Origin of the sequence: Pseudomonas floridensis, from assembly GCF_002087235.1 — a bacterium.
Taxonomy (GTDB): domain Bacteria; phylum Pseudomonadota; class Gammaproteobacteria; order Pseudomonadales; family Pseudomonadaceae; genus Aquipseudomonas; species Aquipseudomonas floridensis.
Genome location: NZ_MUIO01000032.1, coordinates 1 through 16011, shown reverse-complemented (window position 1 = coordinate 16011; position 16011 = coordinate 1). Strand labels below are relative to the sequence as shown.

Annotated in this window: 17 protein-coding genes and 1 other RNA gene; 4 read left to right on the top strand and 14 right to left on the bottom strand. The window is 59.3% G+C overall.

What is annotated here, in order from left to right; all coding sequences use genetic code 11:
- The 9 genes from BZK31_RS10500 to rsmI all read right to left on the bottom strand — a co-directional run.
- The coding region (locus BZK31_RS10500) for an MraY family glycosyltransferase (protein WP_482822360.1) at nt 1-597 on the bottom strand (597 nt) is incomplete at its 3' end.
- Nucleotides 597-1967 (bottom strand): UDP-N-acetylmuramoyl-tripeptide--D-alanyl-D-alanine ligase, encoded by a 1371-nt coding sequence (locus tag BZK31_RS10495; RefSeq protein WP_083182601.1) that lies wholly within the window; start codon nt 1965-1967, stop codon nt 597-599. The genes BZK31_RS10500 and BZK31_RS10495, both read right to left, overlap by 1 nt.
- Nucleotides 1960-3423: a UDP-N-acetylmuramoyl-L-alanyl-D-glutamate--2,6-diaminopimelate ligase gene (locus tag BZK31_RS10490; RefSeq protein ID WP_083182600.1), complete on the bottom strand. Its 1464-nt coding sequence runs from the start codon at nt 3421-3423 to the stop codon at nt 1960-1962. The genes BZK31_RS10495 and BZK31_RS10490 overlap by 8 nt, the downstream gene beginning before the upstream one ends.
- The gene (locus BZK31_RS10485) at nt 3423-5150 is read right to left on the bottom strand and encodes a peptidoglycan D,D-transpeptidase FtsI family protein (RefSeq protein WP_167377920.1); all 1728 of its coding nucleotides are present in this window, start codon (nt 5148-5150) and stop codon (nt 3423-3425) included. Before BZK31_RS10485 ends, BZK31_RS10490 begins: the two co-directional genes overlap by 1 nt.
- Nucleotides 5150-5443, bottom strand: coding sequence for a cell division protein FtsL (gene ftsL / locus BZK31_RS10480; RefSeq protein WP_083182598.1), 294 nt, complete (start codon nt 5441-5443; stop codon nt 5150-5152). Before ftsL ends, BZK31_RS10485 begins: the two co-directional genes overlap by 1 nt.
- A complete protein-coding gene (rsmH, locus tag BZK31_RS10475; RefSeq protein WP_083182597.1) occupies nt 5440-6381 on the bottom strand; it encodes a 16S rRNA (cytosine(1402)-N(4))-methyltransferase RsmH in 942 nt (313 codons plus the stop codon). The genes ftsL and rsmH overlap by 4 nt, the downstream gene beginning before the upstream one ends.
- 2 nt (nt 6382-6383) lie before the next feature.
- The gene (gene mraZ, locus BZK31_RS10470; RefSeq protein WP_025996300.1) at nt 6384-6839 is read right to left on the bottom strand and encodes a division/cell wall cluster transcriptional repressor MraZ; all 456 of its coding nucleotides are present in this window, start codon (nt 6837-6839) and stop codon (nt 6384-6386) included.
- Between the two features lie 306 nt (nt 6840-7145).
- Nucleotides 7146-7503, bottom strand: an RNA gene (rnpB, locus tag BZK31_RS10465) — RNase P RNA component class A.
- Nucleotides 7504-7591: 88 nt separating this feature from the next.
- Nucleotides 7592-8461: a 16S rRNA (cytidine(1402)-2'-O)-methyltransferase gene (gene rsmI / locus BZK31_RS10460; RefSeq protein ID WP_083182596.1), complete on the bottom strand. Its 870-nt coding sequence runs from the start codon at nt 8459-8461 to the stop codon at nt 7592-7594.
- A gap of 270 nt (nt 8462-8731) precedes the next feature.
- Here rsmI and BZK31_RS10455 point away from each other — a divergent pair, with 270 nt between their 5' ends.
- From BZK31_RS10455 to BZK31_RS10440, 4 genes are all read left to right on the top strand, one after another.
- Nucleotides 8732-10546, top strand: coding sequence for a penicillin-binding protein activator (locus BZK31_RS10455; protein WP_083182595.1), 1815 nt, complete (start codon nt 8732-8734; stop codon nt 10544-10546).
- The gene (locus BZK31_RS10450; RefSeq protein ID WP_083182594.1) at nt 10543-10917 is read left to right on the top strand and encodes a YraN family protein; all 375 of its coding nucleotides are present in this window, start codon (nt 10543-10545) and stop codon (nt 10915-10917) included. The genes BZK31_RS10455 and BZK31_RS10450 overlap by 4 nt, the downstream gene beginning before the upstream one ends.
- Nucleotides 10918-11038: 121 nt before the next feature.
- The gene (locus BZK31_RS10445) at nt 11039-11632 is read left to right on the top strand and encodes a phosphoheptose isomerase (protein ID WP_083182593.1); all 594 of its coding nucleotides are present in this window, start codon (nt 11039-11041) and stop codon (nt 11630-11632) included.
- The gene (locus tag BZK31_RS10440) at nt 11629-12207 is read left to right on the top strand and encodes a BON domain-containing protein (protein ID WP_083182592.1); all 579 of its coding nucleotides are present in this window, start codon (nt 11629-11631) and stop codon (nt 12205-12207) included. Before BZK31_RS10445 ends, BZK31_RS10440 begins: the two co-directional genes overlap by 4 nt.
- A 49-nt stretch (nt 12208-12256) precedes the next feature.
- On the opposite strand, the gene BZK31_RS10435 is transcribed toward BZK31_RS10440, so the two are convergent.
- From BZK31_RS10435 to petA, 5 genes are all read right to left on the bottom strand, one after another.
- A complete protein-coding gene (locus BZK31_RS10435; protein WP_083182591.1) occupies nt 12257-12670 on the bottom strand; it encodes a ClpXP protease specificity-enhancing factor in 414 nt (137 codons plus the stop codon).
- A 17-nt stretch (nt 12671-12687) separates the two neighbouring features.
- Complete coding sequence (locus BZK31_RS10430) at nt 12688-13305, bottom strand: glutathione S-transferase N-terminal domain-containing protein (protein WP_025996306.1); 618 nt, start codon at nt 13303-13305, stop codon at nt 12688-12690.
- A 224-nt stretch (nt 13306-13529) separates the two neighbouring features.
- Nucleotides 13530-14309, bottom strand: coding sequence for a cytochrome c1 (locus BZK31_RS10425; protein ID WP_083182590.1), 780 nt, complete (start codon nt 14307-14309; stop codon nt 13530-13532).
- Nucleotides 14309-15520, bottom strand: coding sequence for a cytochrome b (locus BZK31_RS10420; protein ID WP_083182589.1), 1212 nt, complete (start codon nt 15518-15520; stop codon nt 14309-14311). Before BZK31_RS10420 ends, BZK31_RS10425 begins: the two co-directional genes overlap by 1 nt.
- Nucleotides 15520-16011 (bottom strand): ubiquinol-cytochrome c reductase iron-sulfur subunit (gene petA / locus BZK31_RS10415; RefSeq protein WP_083182588.1); only part of this gene is annotated, 492 nt, incomplete at its 5' end. The genes petA and BZK31_RS10420, both read right to left, overlap by 1 nt.

Genomic DNA, 16011 nt, shown 5'->3' with positions numbered 1-16011 from the left:
ACCGTCCAGGCCATCGGTCAGGTTCACGGCGTTGCTGGAGCCAACGATCACGAAATAAGTCAGCACCACGAAACCAATGCCCAGCGGGATGCGGACGTCCTTGAGCATCGGTACGATCAGCGTGGTTTCAGTGGCGGACGGCGCAGTCGTATACAGGAAGATCGCCGCACACAGGCCGAACACCGACTGCCAGAAATATTTCCAGCGGCTCGGTAGACCACGCGAGTTCTTTTCGATCACTTTGCGGTAATCGTCGACCCAGCCAATCGCACCGAACAGCAGCGTGACGAGCAGCACGACCCAGACGTAGCGGTTGCTCAAATCAGCCCACAACAGGGTGCTGATGCCGATGGAGGAAAGAATCAGCGCGCCACCCATGGTAGGCGTGCCGGACTTGGAGAGATGCGATTGCGGACCGTCATTGCGCACCGACTGGCCGATCTGGCGCATCTGCAGGGTACGAATCATCCACGGGCCCAGGCACAACGAAAGCGTCAGCGCAGTGAGCACGCCAAGAATCCCGCGCAAAGACAGGTACTGAAAGACTGCGAAGCCTTTGTAGAACTGTTGTAAGAACTCGGCCAACAGCAGCAGCATTAATGTTTCTCCAGGCTAGAACCGCACAGAGCAGCCACGATGTTTTCCATCGCGGCACTACGCGAGCCCTTGATCAATAAAGTGGTGTTTTTATCTTGCTCGGCGCCGAGCGCTTCAATCAGCTCGGCCTGAGTGGCGAAATGGTATGCGTGCGGACCAAAGGCGCTCACGGCATGAGTCATCAGCGGGCCAACAGCGTAAAGAGCTGACACCTTGCCCGCAGCATAGGCACCCACGTCGTGGTGGCCCTGCTCGGCCCAGTCGCCCAGCTCACCGATGTCGCCCAGTACCAGAACGGTCCGGCCTGGGAAGCTGATCAGAAGATCGACGGCCGCGTTCACCGATGACGGGTTGGCATTGTAGGTGTCGTCAATCACGCGCATGCCGTTGCTGGCAATGTGCGGGACGGCACGGCCCTTGACCGGTTGCACGTTGTTCAGGCCTTCGACGATGCCTTCCAGGCTGACACCCATCGCACACCCGGCAGCCGCAGCGGCCAGCGCATTGGTCACGTTGTGGGTGCCCAGAAGATTCAGTTGCACGTGCGCGCTACCCGACGGACTGTTCAGCACGAACTGCGGGCATCCACGCGGGTCACGGTCGAGATCGCTGGCGTGCAGGTCGGCAGCGGTGTTGCTCAAGGCGAAGGTCAGCACGTTGCGGTCACCGGCGCGCTGGCGCCAGATCGGGAAAGCCTTGTCGTCCAGGTTCAGTACGGCAACGCCAGTGGCATTGAGGCCGTCGATGATTTCGCCTTTGGCTTCGACGATACGCTCCGGGCCGCCGAACTCACCGACATGTGCGGTGCCTGCGTTGGTCAGTATCGCCACATGAGGCTTGGTCAGGCTGACGGTGTAGGCGATCTCGCCAACACGCGAAGCACCCAGTTCGATGACCGCCGATGTGTACTCAGGTGCCAGTTCCAGCAAGGTCAGTGGCACGCCGAGGTCGTTATTGAGGTTGCCACGGGTCGCCAGAACCGGCCCGCGCGTGCGCAGAATGCTGGCCAGCATTTCCTTGACCGTGGTCTTGCCACTGGAACCGGTAACGGCGGCAACCGGACGGTCGACGAACGCGTTACGGTTGATCGCACTCAGTTGTGCCAGCGCTTTGCGGGTATCCAGGACGACCAGTTGCGGCAGGTTGGCGCCGACGATTTCACGTTCGACCAGTGCGCCAACGGCACCTTTCGCAGCGACCTGATCCAGATAGGCATGACCATCGAAGCGAGGACCGGTCAACGCTACGAACAATTGACCCGGCACAATCGCGCGACTGTCGGTGCTGACACCATCGAAGCTACAGTCATTGCCCACCAGACGGGCGTCGAGCGGCGCAACCAGTTCGCTGAACATCAATGGCTTAAGCATTTGCAGACTCCCATGCTGCCAAGGCCTTGTTGGCCTCTTCCAGATCGGAGAACGCGTGGCGCTGACCATCGATTTCCTGATAATCCTCATGCCCCTTGCCGGCCAGCACGATCACGTCGTCAGCCTTGGCACTGGCAATCAACTCTGCGATGGCCACACCGCGACCTTCAACGAAACGCACCCTGTCGGCAGCGGCGAAGCCTGCACGAATGTCATCGAAAATCTGCGCAGGCGCTTCGCTGCGAGGGTTGTCGTCGGTTACCAGCACGCCATCGGACAGCCGCTCGACCACTTCGGCCATCAGCGGGCGCTTGCCGCGATCACGATCGCCACCGCAGCCGAACAGGCAAAGGAGTTGACCTTTGGCATGCGGGCGCAAGGCTTCAAGGACTTTTTCCAGCGCGTCGGGCGTATGGGCGTAATCGACCACTACCAGCGGCTTGTCGGCACCACCCAGACGCTGCATGCGTCCGACCGGCCCTTCGAGTTTCGGCAGCACCTTGAGGATTTCATCCAGCGCGTAATCCAGACCGAGCAAGGCACCGATTGCGGCCAGTACGTTGCTCAGGTTGAAGCGGCCCAACAGGCTGCTGCGCAGGAAATGCTGGCCTTGCGGCGTGACGAGGGTGGCGCGCACGCCATCGTCGTCGAATTTTGCGTCGCGGCAGTACAGATAAGCCGAGCTGTCGAGCAGGCTGTAGGTAATGAGTCGCGACTCGTGCTTCACGGCTGCCAGCTCGCGACCGAATGCGTCATCCAGATTGATGACGCGGCAATGCAGATCGGGCCAGGCGAACAGCTTGGCCTTGGCAGCGCCATAGGCTTGCATGGTGCCGTGATAGTCCAGATGATCGCGAGACAGGTTGGTCAATACGGCCACGTCGAACGCCAGCGCCGTCGCACGCCCTTGATCCAGACCATGGGAAGACACTTCCATCGCCACGGCGCGCGCGCCGGCCTTGCGCAGATCGGTCAGAGTCGCCTGAACGGCAATCGGGTCTGGCGTGGTGTGGCGACCGCTTTGCAGCGCGCCATAGAAACCGGTGCCCAGCGTACCCACGATGCCGCAATGCTGACCCAGCAGGTCGAGCGCCTGGGCCACCAGTTGAGTGACGCTGGTCTTGCCGTTGGTGCCGGTGACGCCTACCAGATTCAAACTGCGGCTCGGGTCACCATAGAAGCGACCGGCGATGGCGGACAACTGCGCCGCCAACCCTTTAACCGGTATCAGTGGCACATCAGTGATCGGCAGCACGGTCGCGCCTTCGGCCTCATAAGCCACTGCGGCTGCGCCACGCTTGAGCGCATCGGCGATGTGCGCGCGACCATCGACCTTGAGACCGGGAATAGCCAGGAACAGATCGCCCGGACGCACATTGCGGCTATCGAGAGTCAACTCGCGAATCAGTGCGTCGCGGTCGGTATGGGCGAAAAGCTTGCTCAGATTAAAGGCCATTAACCGCGCCCTCCTTTTACGACTGCAGGGGCAGCGTTGACTTGTTCAGGCGCGAGGTTGTCTGGCGACACGTTCATCAACCGCAACGTACCGGACATGACCTTGCTGAATACCGGGGCCGAAACCAGGCCGCCGTAGTAACCGCCTTTGCTCGGTTCGTCGATCACCACGACGATCGCATAGCGCGGGTTGCTCATCGGACCGAATCCGGCGAACAGCGAGCGATAGGAGTTTTCCGCATAGCCCTTGGTGCCGATGGACGTCTTGCGCGCCGTACCGCTCTTGCCGCCTACGTGATAGGACGGCACACGGGCGCGATACACGCCGCGCGGGTCTTCGATCACTTGCTGCAACATGCCTTGCAGAGTCTTGGCCGTGGTTTCCGGAATGGCCTGAACCGCCGTCGGCGCCGCGTCACTTTTCAGAATCGTCAGCGGCACGATGCGACCGTTGTTGGCCAGTGCGCCGTAAGCGTGCACCAGTTGCAAAGCCGTTACGGACAGGCCGTAGCCGTAGGACAGCGTGGCGGTCTCAGCCTTGCGCCATTCGCGATAGTTCGGCAGGTTACCCACGCGTTCGCCCGGGAAACCCAAGCCAGTGTACTGGCCGAAACCGACGCGCTGCATGGCGCGGAAGATCGACTCACCGCCCACATCGAACGCCACCTTGCTCATGCCCACGTTACTGGAGTTGATCAGGATGCCGGTGAGGTCAAGCACCGGACCTTCGGTCTTGGTCACATCACGAATGGTGTATTTGCCGATCTGTAGCGTGCCCGGATACACCTCGACCTTGTCGGTCGGTTTCCAGCGGCCACTGTCCAGGGCGGCGGTCATCGAAATCGGCTTCATGGTAGAACCCGGCTCGAACACGTCGATGATCGCCCGGTTGCGCATGGCAGCCGGCACCATGGTGCGACGGTTGTTCGGGTTGTAGGTCGGCTGGTTGACCATCGCCAGCACTTCGCCGGTCTTGACGTCCATGATCACCAGACTGCCCGCCTTGGCTTCGTTCTCGACGATGGCGTTGCGCAGCTCGCGGGTCGCCAGGTATTGCAGGCGCAGATCAATAGACAAAGCCAAGGTCTTGCCGGCCTTGGCGTTCTTGGTTACCTGTACGTCCTTGATCAGTCGACCTCGCCGGTCCTTGATGACCTGCCGCTTGCCGGGCACTCCGGCGAGCCAGTCGTCATAGGCCAGCTCGACCCCTTCGCGACCATGGTCGTCAAGGTCGGTGAAGCCGACCATGTGAGCGGTCACATCGCCCGCCGGATAGAAACGACGAAATTCCTCGATGCCGTAGACACCGGGAACCTTGAGATCGAGGACCGATTGACCCTGCTCAGGTGTCAGGCCGCGAACCAGATAAATGAATTCCTTGGTGGCCTGGGCATCGAGACGCTCGGTCAAAGCCCTGAGGTCCTGCCCCATCGCCGCAGCCAGTGCCGGCCACTTCGACTTGTCCTGCTGCATTTCGCGCGGGTTGGCCCACAGGGTGGTGACTGGCGTACTCACCGCCAGCGGCTCGCCGTTACGGTCGGTGATCAGGCCACGGTGCGCCGGAATGGGAATATGGCGCAGGCTGCGCGCATCGCCCTGTTCTTTAAGGAACGTATGGTCGATGACCTGCAAGTCGACGATGCGCCAGCAGATGGCGAGCACCAGACTGACCAGCAAGCCCACGACAACGCGAAACCGCCACGGGTAAAGAGCGCCATCCAGTTTCATCATGGCGCCACCATCCGTACTTCGGCAGCGTTGGGAATACGCATTTTCAATTGTTCGGTCGCCAGCGTCTCGATCCGGCTATGCGCTGTCCAGGTGCTCTGCTCAAGGATCAGACGACCCCACTCGGCCTGAGCCTTGTCGCGTACGCTCATTTCCGAATACAGCGAATTGAGCAACTGGCGGTTCAAATGCGCACTGTAGGAAACGCCAATTGCCGACACGAGGACGGCAATGAACAGCAGCAGCATGATAAAGCTGCCGCCTGGCAGGGGTTTCAGGAAAAGCCGGCTCACCTGAGCTTCTCCGCTACGCGCATGACAGCACTGCGCGAGCGTGGATTGGCTTTGGTTTCGGTGTCCGATGCAAACTGCGCCTTGCCGTGGATCTTGATCTTCGGCTCGAATGCCTTGAACTGGATCGGCAGGTTGCGCGGCATGTTGTCAGCTTCGCCCTTGGCGAGCTTGCGCATGAACAGTTTGACGATCCGGTCTTCCAGCGAGTGAAAGCTGATCACGACCAGGCGGCCACCGACTTCCAGTGCGTCCAGCGCGGCCTCAAGGCCCGCTTCCAGATCGCCCAGTTCGTTATTGACGTGAATACGCAGGCCCTGGAAGGCCCGCGTTGCAGGATTCTTGCCTTTTTCCCAGGCAGGGTTGGCGACCTTGAGGACTTCGGCCAGATCGGCCGTACGCTCGAAAGGCTGAATTTCGCGACGCTGCACGACGGCATTGGCCATCCGCTTGGCGAAACGCTCTTCGCCGTATTCCTTGAAGACCCTGGCGATTTCTTCGGCAGGCGCGGTGGCGATGAACTCGGCCGCACTGACACCGCGCGTCGGGTCCATGCGCATGTCCAGCGGGCCATCGTTCATGAAACTGAAACCGCGCTCCGGGTCGTCAAGCTGCGGCGATGACACGCCAAGGTCCAGCAGAATACCGCTGACTTTGCCCGCCAGGCCACGTTCTTGAGCCTCCGAACCCAGTTCGGCAAAGCTGCGCTGCACAATGACAAAGCGGCCGTCTTCGGCCGCTAGCGTTTGCCCCGTGGCAATCGCTTGAGGGTCCTTGTCGAACCCGAGCAGCCTGCCATCGGGTCCGAGACGGCTGAGTATCAAACGACTGTGACCGCCGCGACCGAACGTGCCGTCCATATAGCAGCCATCCGCACGCAACGCGAGAGCCTCCACGGCTTCTTCGAGCAGTACGGTGATGTGGGTAAAGCCGCTATTCATAGTCACAGGATCAGGTCACGTAATTCATCGGGCATCGCGCCGGGTTGTTGAATGGCAGCAAGGTCGGCGTCAGCAAGAGCGTTCCAGGCGTCCTCGTCCCACAGTTGAAACTTGTTGAGTTGCCCCACGAGCATGACGCGCTTATCCAGTCTGGCGTATTCGCGCAGGCGTGGGGGAACCAGAAAACGCCCGCTGCCATCCAGCTCAAGATCGACTGCATTACCAATCAAAAGCCGCTGCAAACGGCGGTTTTCTTCACGAAACGTTGCGAGCTCACGAAGTTTGGCTTCTATCAGTTCCCACTCGGACAGCGGATAAAGACACAAGCAGGGATCAACGGCATCTATGGTCACAATCAATTGACCGGCGCTACGCGAATCCAACTCGTCACGGTACCGACTCGGCATAGCGAGACGGCCCTTGGCATCGAGATTGATCGCGTTGGCACCACGGAACACAGGCGCATTCTCCAAATATTAGCTTTTTGCGCTCAAAAAACCCACTTCGTGCCACTTTCTGCCACTTGCGCACACTATAGGAATGCGCCTGCCACACCGTCAAGGCACGCTCTCAAGGAAAAGCCTTACATTTCGCAGATTTAGGAGTGGTATTGGAGGGATGGAGCTAAATTACAGAAGGTTCTGACAGACAAACCCCCTTGAACTCAATCCGCTAGGGTTTGAAGTTAAAGTGATTTATGAGGTTTAAGATTTTTTTGGTATTACGCGGGGATTTTGCTGCTTAAAAACAGAGGGGAGAAAAAGGTGGAGAGTCGATCTGTAAGCCGGGTTCTGTCGAGGACAGTCATTCCTCTACGACGGCCATCACTGGACGTCTTTAGCAACCTACCCGGTTCCAGCGCGGGCCACGCCTAGGAACCCTATTTGGTCTTGCTCCGAGTGGGGTTTACCTTGCCACGAACTGTTGCCAGACGTGCGGTGCGCTCTTACCGCACCTTTTCACCCTTACCGGCACCGAAGTGCTTAGGCGGTTATTTTCTGTGGCACTTTCCGTAGGCTCACGCCTCCCAGGCGTTACCTGGCACTCCGCCCTATGGAGCCCGGACTTTCCTCCCCCCCTTGTTGCGGAACAACAAGAGGCAGCGACTGTCCAATCGACTCTCCGCCGACAAGGTTAGCGGCACAGGCCACCGAGAACAAGCTTTAAAAGCATGCGCGGTTCGCGTGAGCCCTTGAAAAATCTGCTTTTGTCAGCCTTTCTGCTTGTCCAGCGCTACCTGATACAGCAGGTTCTTACGCACCCCGGTTATCTCTGCAGCCAGCGCTGCAGCACGCTTGAGCGGCATTTCCTCAAGCAGCAGATCGAGAATCCTGCGCGCCTCGGCACCGATCACATCTTCATCCTCCGGCGGGGTCCAGCCGGCGACCAACACAACGCACTCTCCACGCTGCTGGTTACTGTCGGCTTCGACAAAAGCACGCAACTCACCCAAAGGCAGCCCCTTGAGCGTCTCGAAGGTTTTGGTTATTTCTCGCGCCAGCAGCGCAGAACGCTCGGCTCCGAACACCCGCTCCATATCCTGAAGGCATTCAAGAATGCGGTGCGGTGCCTCATAGAAGATGAGTGTGCGCGGCTCTTCTTTGACCAGCTCCAGCCTGGCGCTGCGCCCCACCGCCTTGGCTGGCAGAAAACCTTCGAATATGAATCGATCCGACGGAAGCCCGGCCGCCGACAACGCCGCGATAAGCGCGCAGGCGCCCGGCACTGGAACCACCGGCACGCCAGCAGCGCGCGCCTGACGCACAAGGTGATACCCGGGATCGGAAATCAGCGGCGTGCCGGCATCGGAAATAAGTGCAACATCATCCCCGGCCAGCAGACGGGTAATAAAGCGACTACCCTCATCACGCTCGTTGTGCTCATGGCACGCCGCCAATGGAGTGGATATACCGAAGTGCTGCATCAGTCGCGACGAGTGCCGTGTATCTTCCGCAGCAATAAGGGCAACCTCACGCAACACTTTCAGCGCCCGCACACTCATGTCATCCAGATTGCCGATAGGCGTAGCCACCACATAAAGCGAGCCAGGAGTGGAATTCGAAGCAACCGGGACAGTCAAAGCGCAGACCTCATGTTCATTAACGTGATGGACAAAAAAACACAGTGTACAGCGTGCGGCCCGAATCGACGGTTCGAGCGTCAGGGAAGCTTGAAAAAGGAATAAAGAACATGATCATTCATCAAGGCTGTACATCACACGTTGCTGCAACTGAAAGAATTGTCAGATAGAAGACCCTATCACAATCAATATCACACCTTCGAAGTCGCGCCCCGGCCAGTGCTTGGGTACAATTCGCCGTTAATTCGCTTGAGTATCAGGAACACATCAATGATCGCTTGTCTGCGGCTGTTCTCTGCCCTCTGCCTCGCTGCGCTTCTCGCAGCCTGTGCCAGCTCGCCCTCGTCCAGCCTTGGCGAGCTTCCTCGCACTCCTGATGCCAGCATCGAGCAACTGCTCGATCAGGCCGCGGCTGCAAAAAACCCCGAACAGGCTGCGACGTTGCGTCTGAGCGCTGCCGATCTGGCCAACCGCCAGAATGACACCGGTCGCGCCGCGCAGATTCTTGGTCAGGTTCAGCTGGATCAGCTCAAGCCCGGCCTGCAGGTATTCGCCAGCACGCTGTCCGCCGAGCTGGCGTTGGGTCGCAACCAGCCCAAAGCCGCACTGACCGCCCTTAACCACCCAAGCATGCAGCGCCTGGGCGAGCTGTCGGTCGAACAGCAGGTCCGCACTCACACGGTCAAGGCCCGCGCCCTGGAAGCCGACGGCCAGATCCTGCCCGCCGCCAACGAGCGCGTCTTTGCCGGTCCGCTGCTGCAAGGCGCAGAAGCCAGCGCCAACAATGATGCGATCTGGAAACTGGTGTCCGCATTGCCAGCTGAACAACTGCAGGCCAACGCCTCCGGCGACATGGGCGGCTGGCTGAGCCTTGCCCGCTCGGTGAAAGGTGCCGGTACGCTGGAACAGCAACAAGCGGCGATCGACACCTGGAAAGCCCAGAACCCGCAGCATCCGGCTGCCGCTCAACTGCCGACCGCTCTCGCTCAACTGCGCGCGCTGACCAGCGAGCCACTGACCAAAATCGCCCTGCTGCTGCCGCAGGATGGCCAACTGGCCGCAGTTGCCAAGGCGCTGCGCGAAGGCTTCATGGCCGCCCATTATCAGGCGCAACAGGCGGGTCAGAATCCGCCAGCGATCCAGGTCTTCGACAGCTCGCGCCTGACCTCGATGGACGAGTTCTATCGCCAGGCCCAGGCGGCCGGCGTGCAACTGGTGGTAGGCCCACTGGAAAAGAACCTGGTCAAGCAACTCAACAGCCGTGAGCAACTGCCTATCACCACGCTGGCGCTCAATTACAGCGACGCGGGCAACGAAGGCCCACCTCAACTGTTTCAATTCGGTCTTGCCGCAGAAGACGAAGCCCGCGAGGTCGCACGTCGTGCCTGGGCCGATGGCAAGCGCAGCGCCGTCGCCATGGTGCCGAAAGGCGAATGGGGCGATCGCGTACTGGATGCATTCCGCAAGAGCTGGCAAGCCAAGGGCGGCACGCTGATCGCCGCCGAGCACGTCGATCAACCGGTCGAACTGGCCCAACAGGTCGCCGACCTGTTCCAGCTGCGCAAAAGCGAAGGCCGCGCCCAGCGCTTGCAAAGCACAGTCGGTACCGATGTTTCCGCGCAGCCGAGCCGCCGTCAGGACATCGACTTCATGTTCCTCGCCGCCACACCTCAACAGGCCCAACAGATCAAGCCGACCATGGTGTTCCAGTACGCAGGTGACGTACCGGTGTACGCCACCTCGCACCTGTTCACCAACAGCAACGATCACGCCCAGTACATGGACCTGAATGGTGTGCGCTTCTGCGAAACGCCATGGCTGCTCAATGCCAACGACCCACTGCGCCAGCAAGTCACCGCCCAGTGGCCACAAGCCGCAGGCAGCCTCGGACGCCTGTACGCGATGGGCATCGATGCCTACCGTCTGGCGCCGCGCCTGAGTCAGCTCAAGACCCTGCCCGACAGCCGCATCGACGGCCTGTCCGGCAGCCTGAGCATGAACCCTGGTCGCCGCGTGGAACGTCAACTGCCATGGGCTGAGTTCGTGGACGGCAAGATCCAGCGCCTTCCGGACACCGCGCCTTGATTCCAGGCAACACCCGGCAACAAGCAGGGCGCGAGGCCGAAGCCTACGCCCTGCTGCACCTGCAACGACAGGGTCTGCGCCTGATTACACAGAACTGGTTATGCAAACGTGGCGAGCTTGATCTAGTCATGCTCGACGGCGATACAGTAGTATTCGTCGAAGTTCGCTACCGACGCCATTCCGGCTGGGGTGGCGCGGTAGAAAGCGTCGATTTTCGCAAACAGGCCAGGCTTGCCACGGCCGCACAGCTCTTCCTGCAACAAGAGTCGGACTGGGCCCGCTATCCTTGTCGTTTCGATGTGATTGCGGTTGAAGGCGCTCCGGGTAACAGTGCGCCCTTGAACTGGATTAAAAACGCATTCGACAGCTGACAGGCTTCAGCTCAGTCATGACCGGCACGAAGCCACCACTACCACCGATTTCGCTATTGCTTTGCGGGCTGCACACCGCCATGCCGGGCAGCCGCCGTACGCTCTAATTAAGGTCACATTGATGGACATGCAATCCCGAATTCGCCGGCTGTTTCAAGCCAGCATCGATACCAAGCAACAGGCGATGGAAGTCCTTGCACCCTTTATCGAGCAAGCCAGCCAGGTCATGGTCAATGCCCTGCTCAACGAAGGCAAAATGCTTTCGTGTGGCAACGGCGGTTCGGCCGGCGACGCCCAACACTTCTCTTCCGAACTGCTCAACCGGTTCGAACGCGAACGCCCAAGCCTGCCCGCCATCGCACTGACGACCGACAGCTCGACCATCACCTCGATCGCCAACGATTACAGCTACAACGAGATCTTTTCCAAACAGATCCGCGCGCTGGGCCAACCAGGCGATGTGCTGCTGGCCATTTCCACCAGCGGCAACTCGGCGAATATTATTCAGGCCATCCAGGCCGCACATGATCGCGAAATGATTGTCGTAGCATTGACGGGACGCGACGGTGGCGGAATGGCTTCGCTGCTGTTGCCGGAAGACGTGGAAATTCGCGTACCGGCCAACGTCACGGCACGCATACAAGAAGTCCATCTGCTGGCGATCCATTGCCTCTGCGATTTGATCGACAGCCAACTGTTCGGGAGTGAAGAATGACCCCTAATCGTCTTAGCCTACTGGTTCTGACACTGTGCCTGAGCGTGACCGGATGCAGCTCGGTAATCACCGCCACCCGCGAAAAGCCGATCGAGGATGATCGTGGCACACGCACCTTTGGCAGCAAGATCGATGACTCACTGATCGAAACCAAGGCAGCCGTGAACATCTCCAAAGCCAGCCCTGATCTGGCCGAAGGCTCGCACATCGTCGTGACCAGCTTCAACGGTATCGTGCTGCTGGCCGGTCAGGTTCCGCGCGCAGACCTCAAGGCCACGGCCGAACAGGCTGCAAGCGCCGTACAGCGCGTCAAGAAGGTCAACAACGAACTGCAGGTGATGGCACCTTCCTCACTGCTCGCTCGCAACAATGACGCGTGGCTGACGACCAAGGTCAAAAGCCAGATGATCGCCGATGCGTCCATCCCTGGCTCACGCATCAAGGTCGTGACCGAGAACGGTATTGTGTTCCTGCTGGGCCTGGTCACTCAGGACGAAGCAAACCGCGCCACCAACCTGGTTCAAGGCGTGTCTGGCGTCCAGAAAATCGTCAAACTGTTCGAATACATCGACTGACCCCCACGCGGCGCACATGAAAAAGGCGATCCTCTCGGATCGCCTTTTTTTATTTCACTACTTTCAGACTCGGCCTGCCCGTCGGGCGAGGCGGCTCGTTGTCCGGCGGAGAATCATCACCGTCGTCCAGCTCGATCTCGTCTTCTTCCATGGAGGGTTCCAGATCGAAAACCATGCCTTGACCGTTCTCCCGGGCATAAATCCCCAGAATGGCGGCAACCGGGACATACAGCGTATGGGGCACACCACCGAAGCGGCCTTCAAAACTGACCGCTTCGTTATCCATGTGCAGGTGCCGCACAGCACTTGGCGAAACGTTCAGGACAATCTGTCCATCATTGGCAAATCCCTGAGGAACCTGCACGGACGGATATTCCGCATTGACCAGCACATGCGGGGTGCAATCGTTATCAACGATCCACTCATAAAGAGCACGAACCAGATAAGGGCGACTGGAGTTCATCAACGGCTCCTTAAGCCTTAGCGCATTTCACGTTCGGCGGCAGACAGACTTGCCTGAAAAGCCTCACGCGCAAATTGGCGCTCCATGTAATCAAGCAACGGCTTGGCGGGCCGTGGCAATTCAATACCCAAAATCGGCAAACGCCAAAGTATGGGGAGTAGACAGCAATCGACAAGACTTTGCTCGTCGCTCAGGAAAAAAGCTTTTTCCGCAAACAGCGGGGAAACCCCGGTCAGGCTCTCGCGCAATTCCTTACGCGCCTGTACGCGCGCAGGCTCTTTGCTGCGCGGATCCAGAATCAGATCCACGAGCCCGCACCAGTCGCGCTGTATCCGGTGGATCAGCAGACGGCTGTTGGCGCGCGCCACCGGGTAGACAGGCAACAGCGGCGGATGCGGATAACGCTCGTCCAGGTACTCCATCACCACCGTGGACTCATACAACGCCAGATCGCGGTCAACCAGTGTGGGCACGCTGCCGTACGGGTTCACCTCAATCAATTGCGGCGGATGACGCCCAGCCACAACGTCAATGATTTCGGCGCTGACACTCTTCTCGGCGAGCACGATGCGCACACGATGGGAATAGTGGTCGGCGGGGTCGGAGTAACAGGCCAACCGATTGGTCACGCCCATGGCGATCCTCCTCGCTTGTTGAAGTTTATCGGACAGACGAACGAACACCCCACAAGTCGCCTTCAATGACGAATGCAACAGGGCCGGTGTTCGCTGCGGGCGACACGATAGCTCATTTACGCCAACAAATTCTGTAATCTTGCCCCGATAGGATGCTTGCCGCGCATTTGACCGACGTTAAGGCTGCAACGCCGCATACCTTGTAAAGCCGACGTGACACCTGATCAGTGCACGTCCTTCCAGTATTCGCGTTTGAGCAGGTAGACAAATACCAGCAGGAAGGCCAGGTACAGCAGCACGTAAGTGCCAATGCGCTGATGTTTGAGCTTGACCGGATTGGCCGAGTAATCGAGAAACGTCACCAGATTGCGGATCTTCTCATCGAATTGCTCAGGACTCAGGCTGCCTGAATCGGGAATGAGGGTCAGTTGATCGCACGCCTCATGGGTGAGCGGCGCCCCACTCAAAGGGTCATACCGTTTCTTGCCGCCTTCCACGATCTGCACTTGATTGCAACCAATGACCTGACGACCCTGCAACCCCGCCAGCACGTTCGGCATGCCGACATTGGGGAAAACCCTGTTGTTGACGCCCCAAAGCCGCGCCGGATCCTCATAGAAAGACCGCAGATAGCCGTAGAGCCAGTCATTGCCCCGCACCCGCGCCACCAGTGTCAGGTCGGGCGGGGCGGTGCCGAACCAGTTTTTCGCATCCGCCGACTGCATGCCGATCTCCATGTGATCGCCAATCCTTGCGCCAGTGAACACCAGCTTTTCGAGCATTACGTCATGGGGAATTCCCAGATCGTCGGCCACTCGCTCATAACGCTGGTATTTGGCGCTGTGGCAGCCCATGCAGTAATTGACGAATGTGCGTGCGCCGTCCTGCAATGCCGCCTTGTCGGACACGTCGATATCGACATGCTCAAGCGTCGCACCGCCTTCTGCGGCAAAGAGCAGCGTCGGCAACATCACCAGAATCAAGACCGCCAGTAGCCTTTTCATCACCCCGTCACCCTTTCCGGCAACGGCCGCGTGCGCTCCAGCCGGGTGTAGAACGGCATCAACAGGAAGTAAGCGAAGTACACACAGGCGCAGACCTGCGCCACCACTGTTCGCCCAGGCGTAGGCGGCTGAACGCCCAGATAGCCCAGCGTCACAAAAGCCACGCAGAACAACCCCAACGCGACCCGGCTTATCCAGCCCTTATAACGCATCGACCTGACCGGACTGCGATCGAGCCAAGGCAGGACAAATAGCACAGCAATGGCTGAGCCCATCGCCATGACGCCCATCAGCTTGTCCGGAACGGCGCGCAAAATGGCGTAGAACGGCGTGAAGTACCAGACCGGCGCAATGTGCTCCGGTGTCTTGAAAGCATTGGCCGCCTCGAAATTCGGCTTCTCCAGAAAGTAGCCACCCATTTCGGGAAAGAAGAACACTACCGTACAAAAAACGAACAGAAACACCACGACGCCCACCAGGTCCTTGAGGGTGAAATACGGATGGAAGGCAATCCCGTCCAGAGGCTTGCCGTTTTCATCCTTGTGTTTCTTGATATCAATGCCATCCGGGTTGTTCGAACCCACTTCGTGCAGCGCCAGAATATGCAGGACCACCAGACCGAGAATCACGATGGGCAACGCCACGACGTGCAGCGCGAAGAAACGGTTAAGGGTAATCCCGGACACCAGATAATCACCCCGAATCCACTGGGTCAGGTCTTCACCTATCAGCGGAATCGCCCCGAACAGCGAGATGATCACCTGCGCCCCCCAATAGGACATCTGCCCCCAGGGCAGCAGGTAACCCATGAAGGCCTCAGCCATCAGACTCAGATAAATGAGCATGCCGAAAATCCAGACCAGCTCACGCGGCTTCTGGTAGGAACCGTAAAGCAGCCCGCGAAACATGTGCAGGTAGACGACGATAAAGAACGCGGAAGCCCCTGTCGAATGCAGCAGACGCAGAATGGCGCCGTACTCGACATCGCGCATGATGTACTCGATCGATGCGAATGCGCCCTCAGCGGTGGGCGTGTAGCTCATCGTCAGCCATATGCCGGTCAGGAGCTGGTTGACCAACACCAGCAAGGCCAGCGAGCCGAAGAAATAGAAGAAATTGAAGTTGCGCGGCACGTAGTATTTGCTGAGATGGTCTTCCCACATCTTCGTGGCGGGAAAGCGCGCATCTATCCAGTCCACCAGCCTGCCCATCACACGCCCTCCTGATCGACGCCAATGACAATGACCGAGTCCGACTCATAGGAATACGGCGGTACCGGCAGATTCAGGGGCGCGGGCTGCGACTTGTATACCCGCCCGGCCAGATCGTAATGAGAGCCGTGACAAGGACAGAAATAGCCGCCCACCCAATCTTTGCCAAGGTCGACAGGCGCGATTTCGGGACGGAAGGTCGGCGAACATCCCAGATGCGTGCAGATGCCGACCAGCAACACGATTTCGGGCCTGATCGAACGCACACTCGGGTCGACGTAGCGAGGCTGGACGGAGTCTTTAGAGTCAGGGTCGGACAATTGCCCGGTCAGCTTGCCGAGGTTATCGAGTATTTCCGGTGTACGTCGAAGAATGAACACCGGCTGACCGCGCCACTCGGCGACCATCTGCTGGCCCGGCTCGATCTTGCTGATATTGACCTTGACCGGCGCCCCTGCAGCTCTGGCCTTGGCGCTGGGGGACCATGAGCC

What these genes read in the sequence shown, in the direction of transcription:
- BZK31_RS10490 (WP_083182600.1), bottom strand. Translation starts at nt 3,423, where the DNA reads ATGGCCTTTAATCTGAGCAAGCTTTTCGCCCATACCGACCGCGACGCA.
- BZK31_RS10435 (WP_083182591.1), bottom strand. Translation starts at nt 12,670, where the DNA reads ATGAACTCCAGTCGCCCTTATCTGGTTCGTGCTCTTTATGAGTGGATC.
- BZK31_RS10420 (WP_083182589.1), bottom strand. Translation starts at nt 15,520, where the DNA reads ATGGGCAGGCTGGTGGACTGGATAGATGCGCGCTTTCCCGCCACGAAG.
- BZK31_RS10485 (WP_167377920.1), bottom strand. Translation starts at nt 5,150, where the DNA reads ATGAAACTGGATGGCGCTCTTTACCCGTGGCGGTTTCGCGTTGTCGTG.
- BZK31_RS10430 (WP_025996306.1), bottom strand. Translation starts at nt 13,305, where the DNA reads ATGGGCGTGACCAATCGGTTGGCCTGTTACTCCGACCCCGCCGACCAC.
- rsmH (WP_083182597.1), bottom strand. Translation starts at nt 6,381, where the DNA reads ATGAATAGCGGCTTTACCCACATCACCGTACTGCTCGAAGAAGCCGTG.
- BZK31_RS10495 (WP_083182601.1), bottom strand. Translation starts at nt 1,967, where the DNA reads ATGCTTAAGCCATTGATGTTCAGCGAACTGGTTGCGCCGCTCGACGCC.
- BZK31_RS10445 (WP_083182593.1), top strand. Translation starts at nt 11,039, where the DNA reads ATGGACATGCAATCCCGAATTCGCCGGCTGTTTCAAGCCAGCATCGAT.
- BZK31_RS10425 (WP_083182590.1), bottom strand. Translation starts at nt 14,309, where the DNA reads ATGAAAAGGCTACTGGCGGTCTTGATTCTGGTGATGTTGCCGACGCTG.
- BZK31_RS10440 (WP_083182592.1), top strand. Translation starts at nt 11,629, where the DNA reads ATGACCCCTAATCGTCTTAGCCTACTGGTTCTGACACTGTGCCTGAGC.
- BZK31_RS10455 (WP_083182595.1), top strand. Translation starts at nt 8,732, where the DNA reads ATGATCGCTTGTCTGCGGCTGTTCTCTGCCCTCTGCCTCGCTGCGCTT.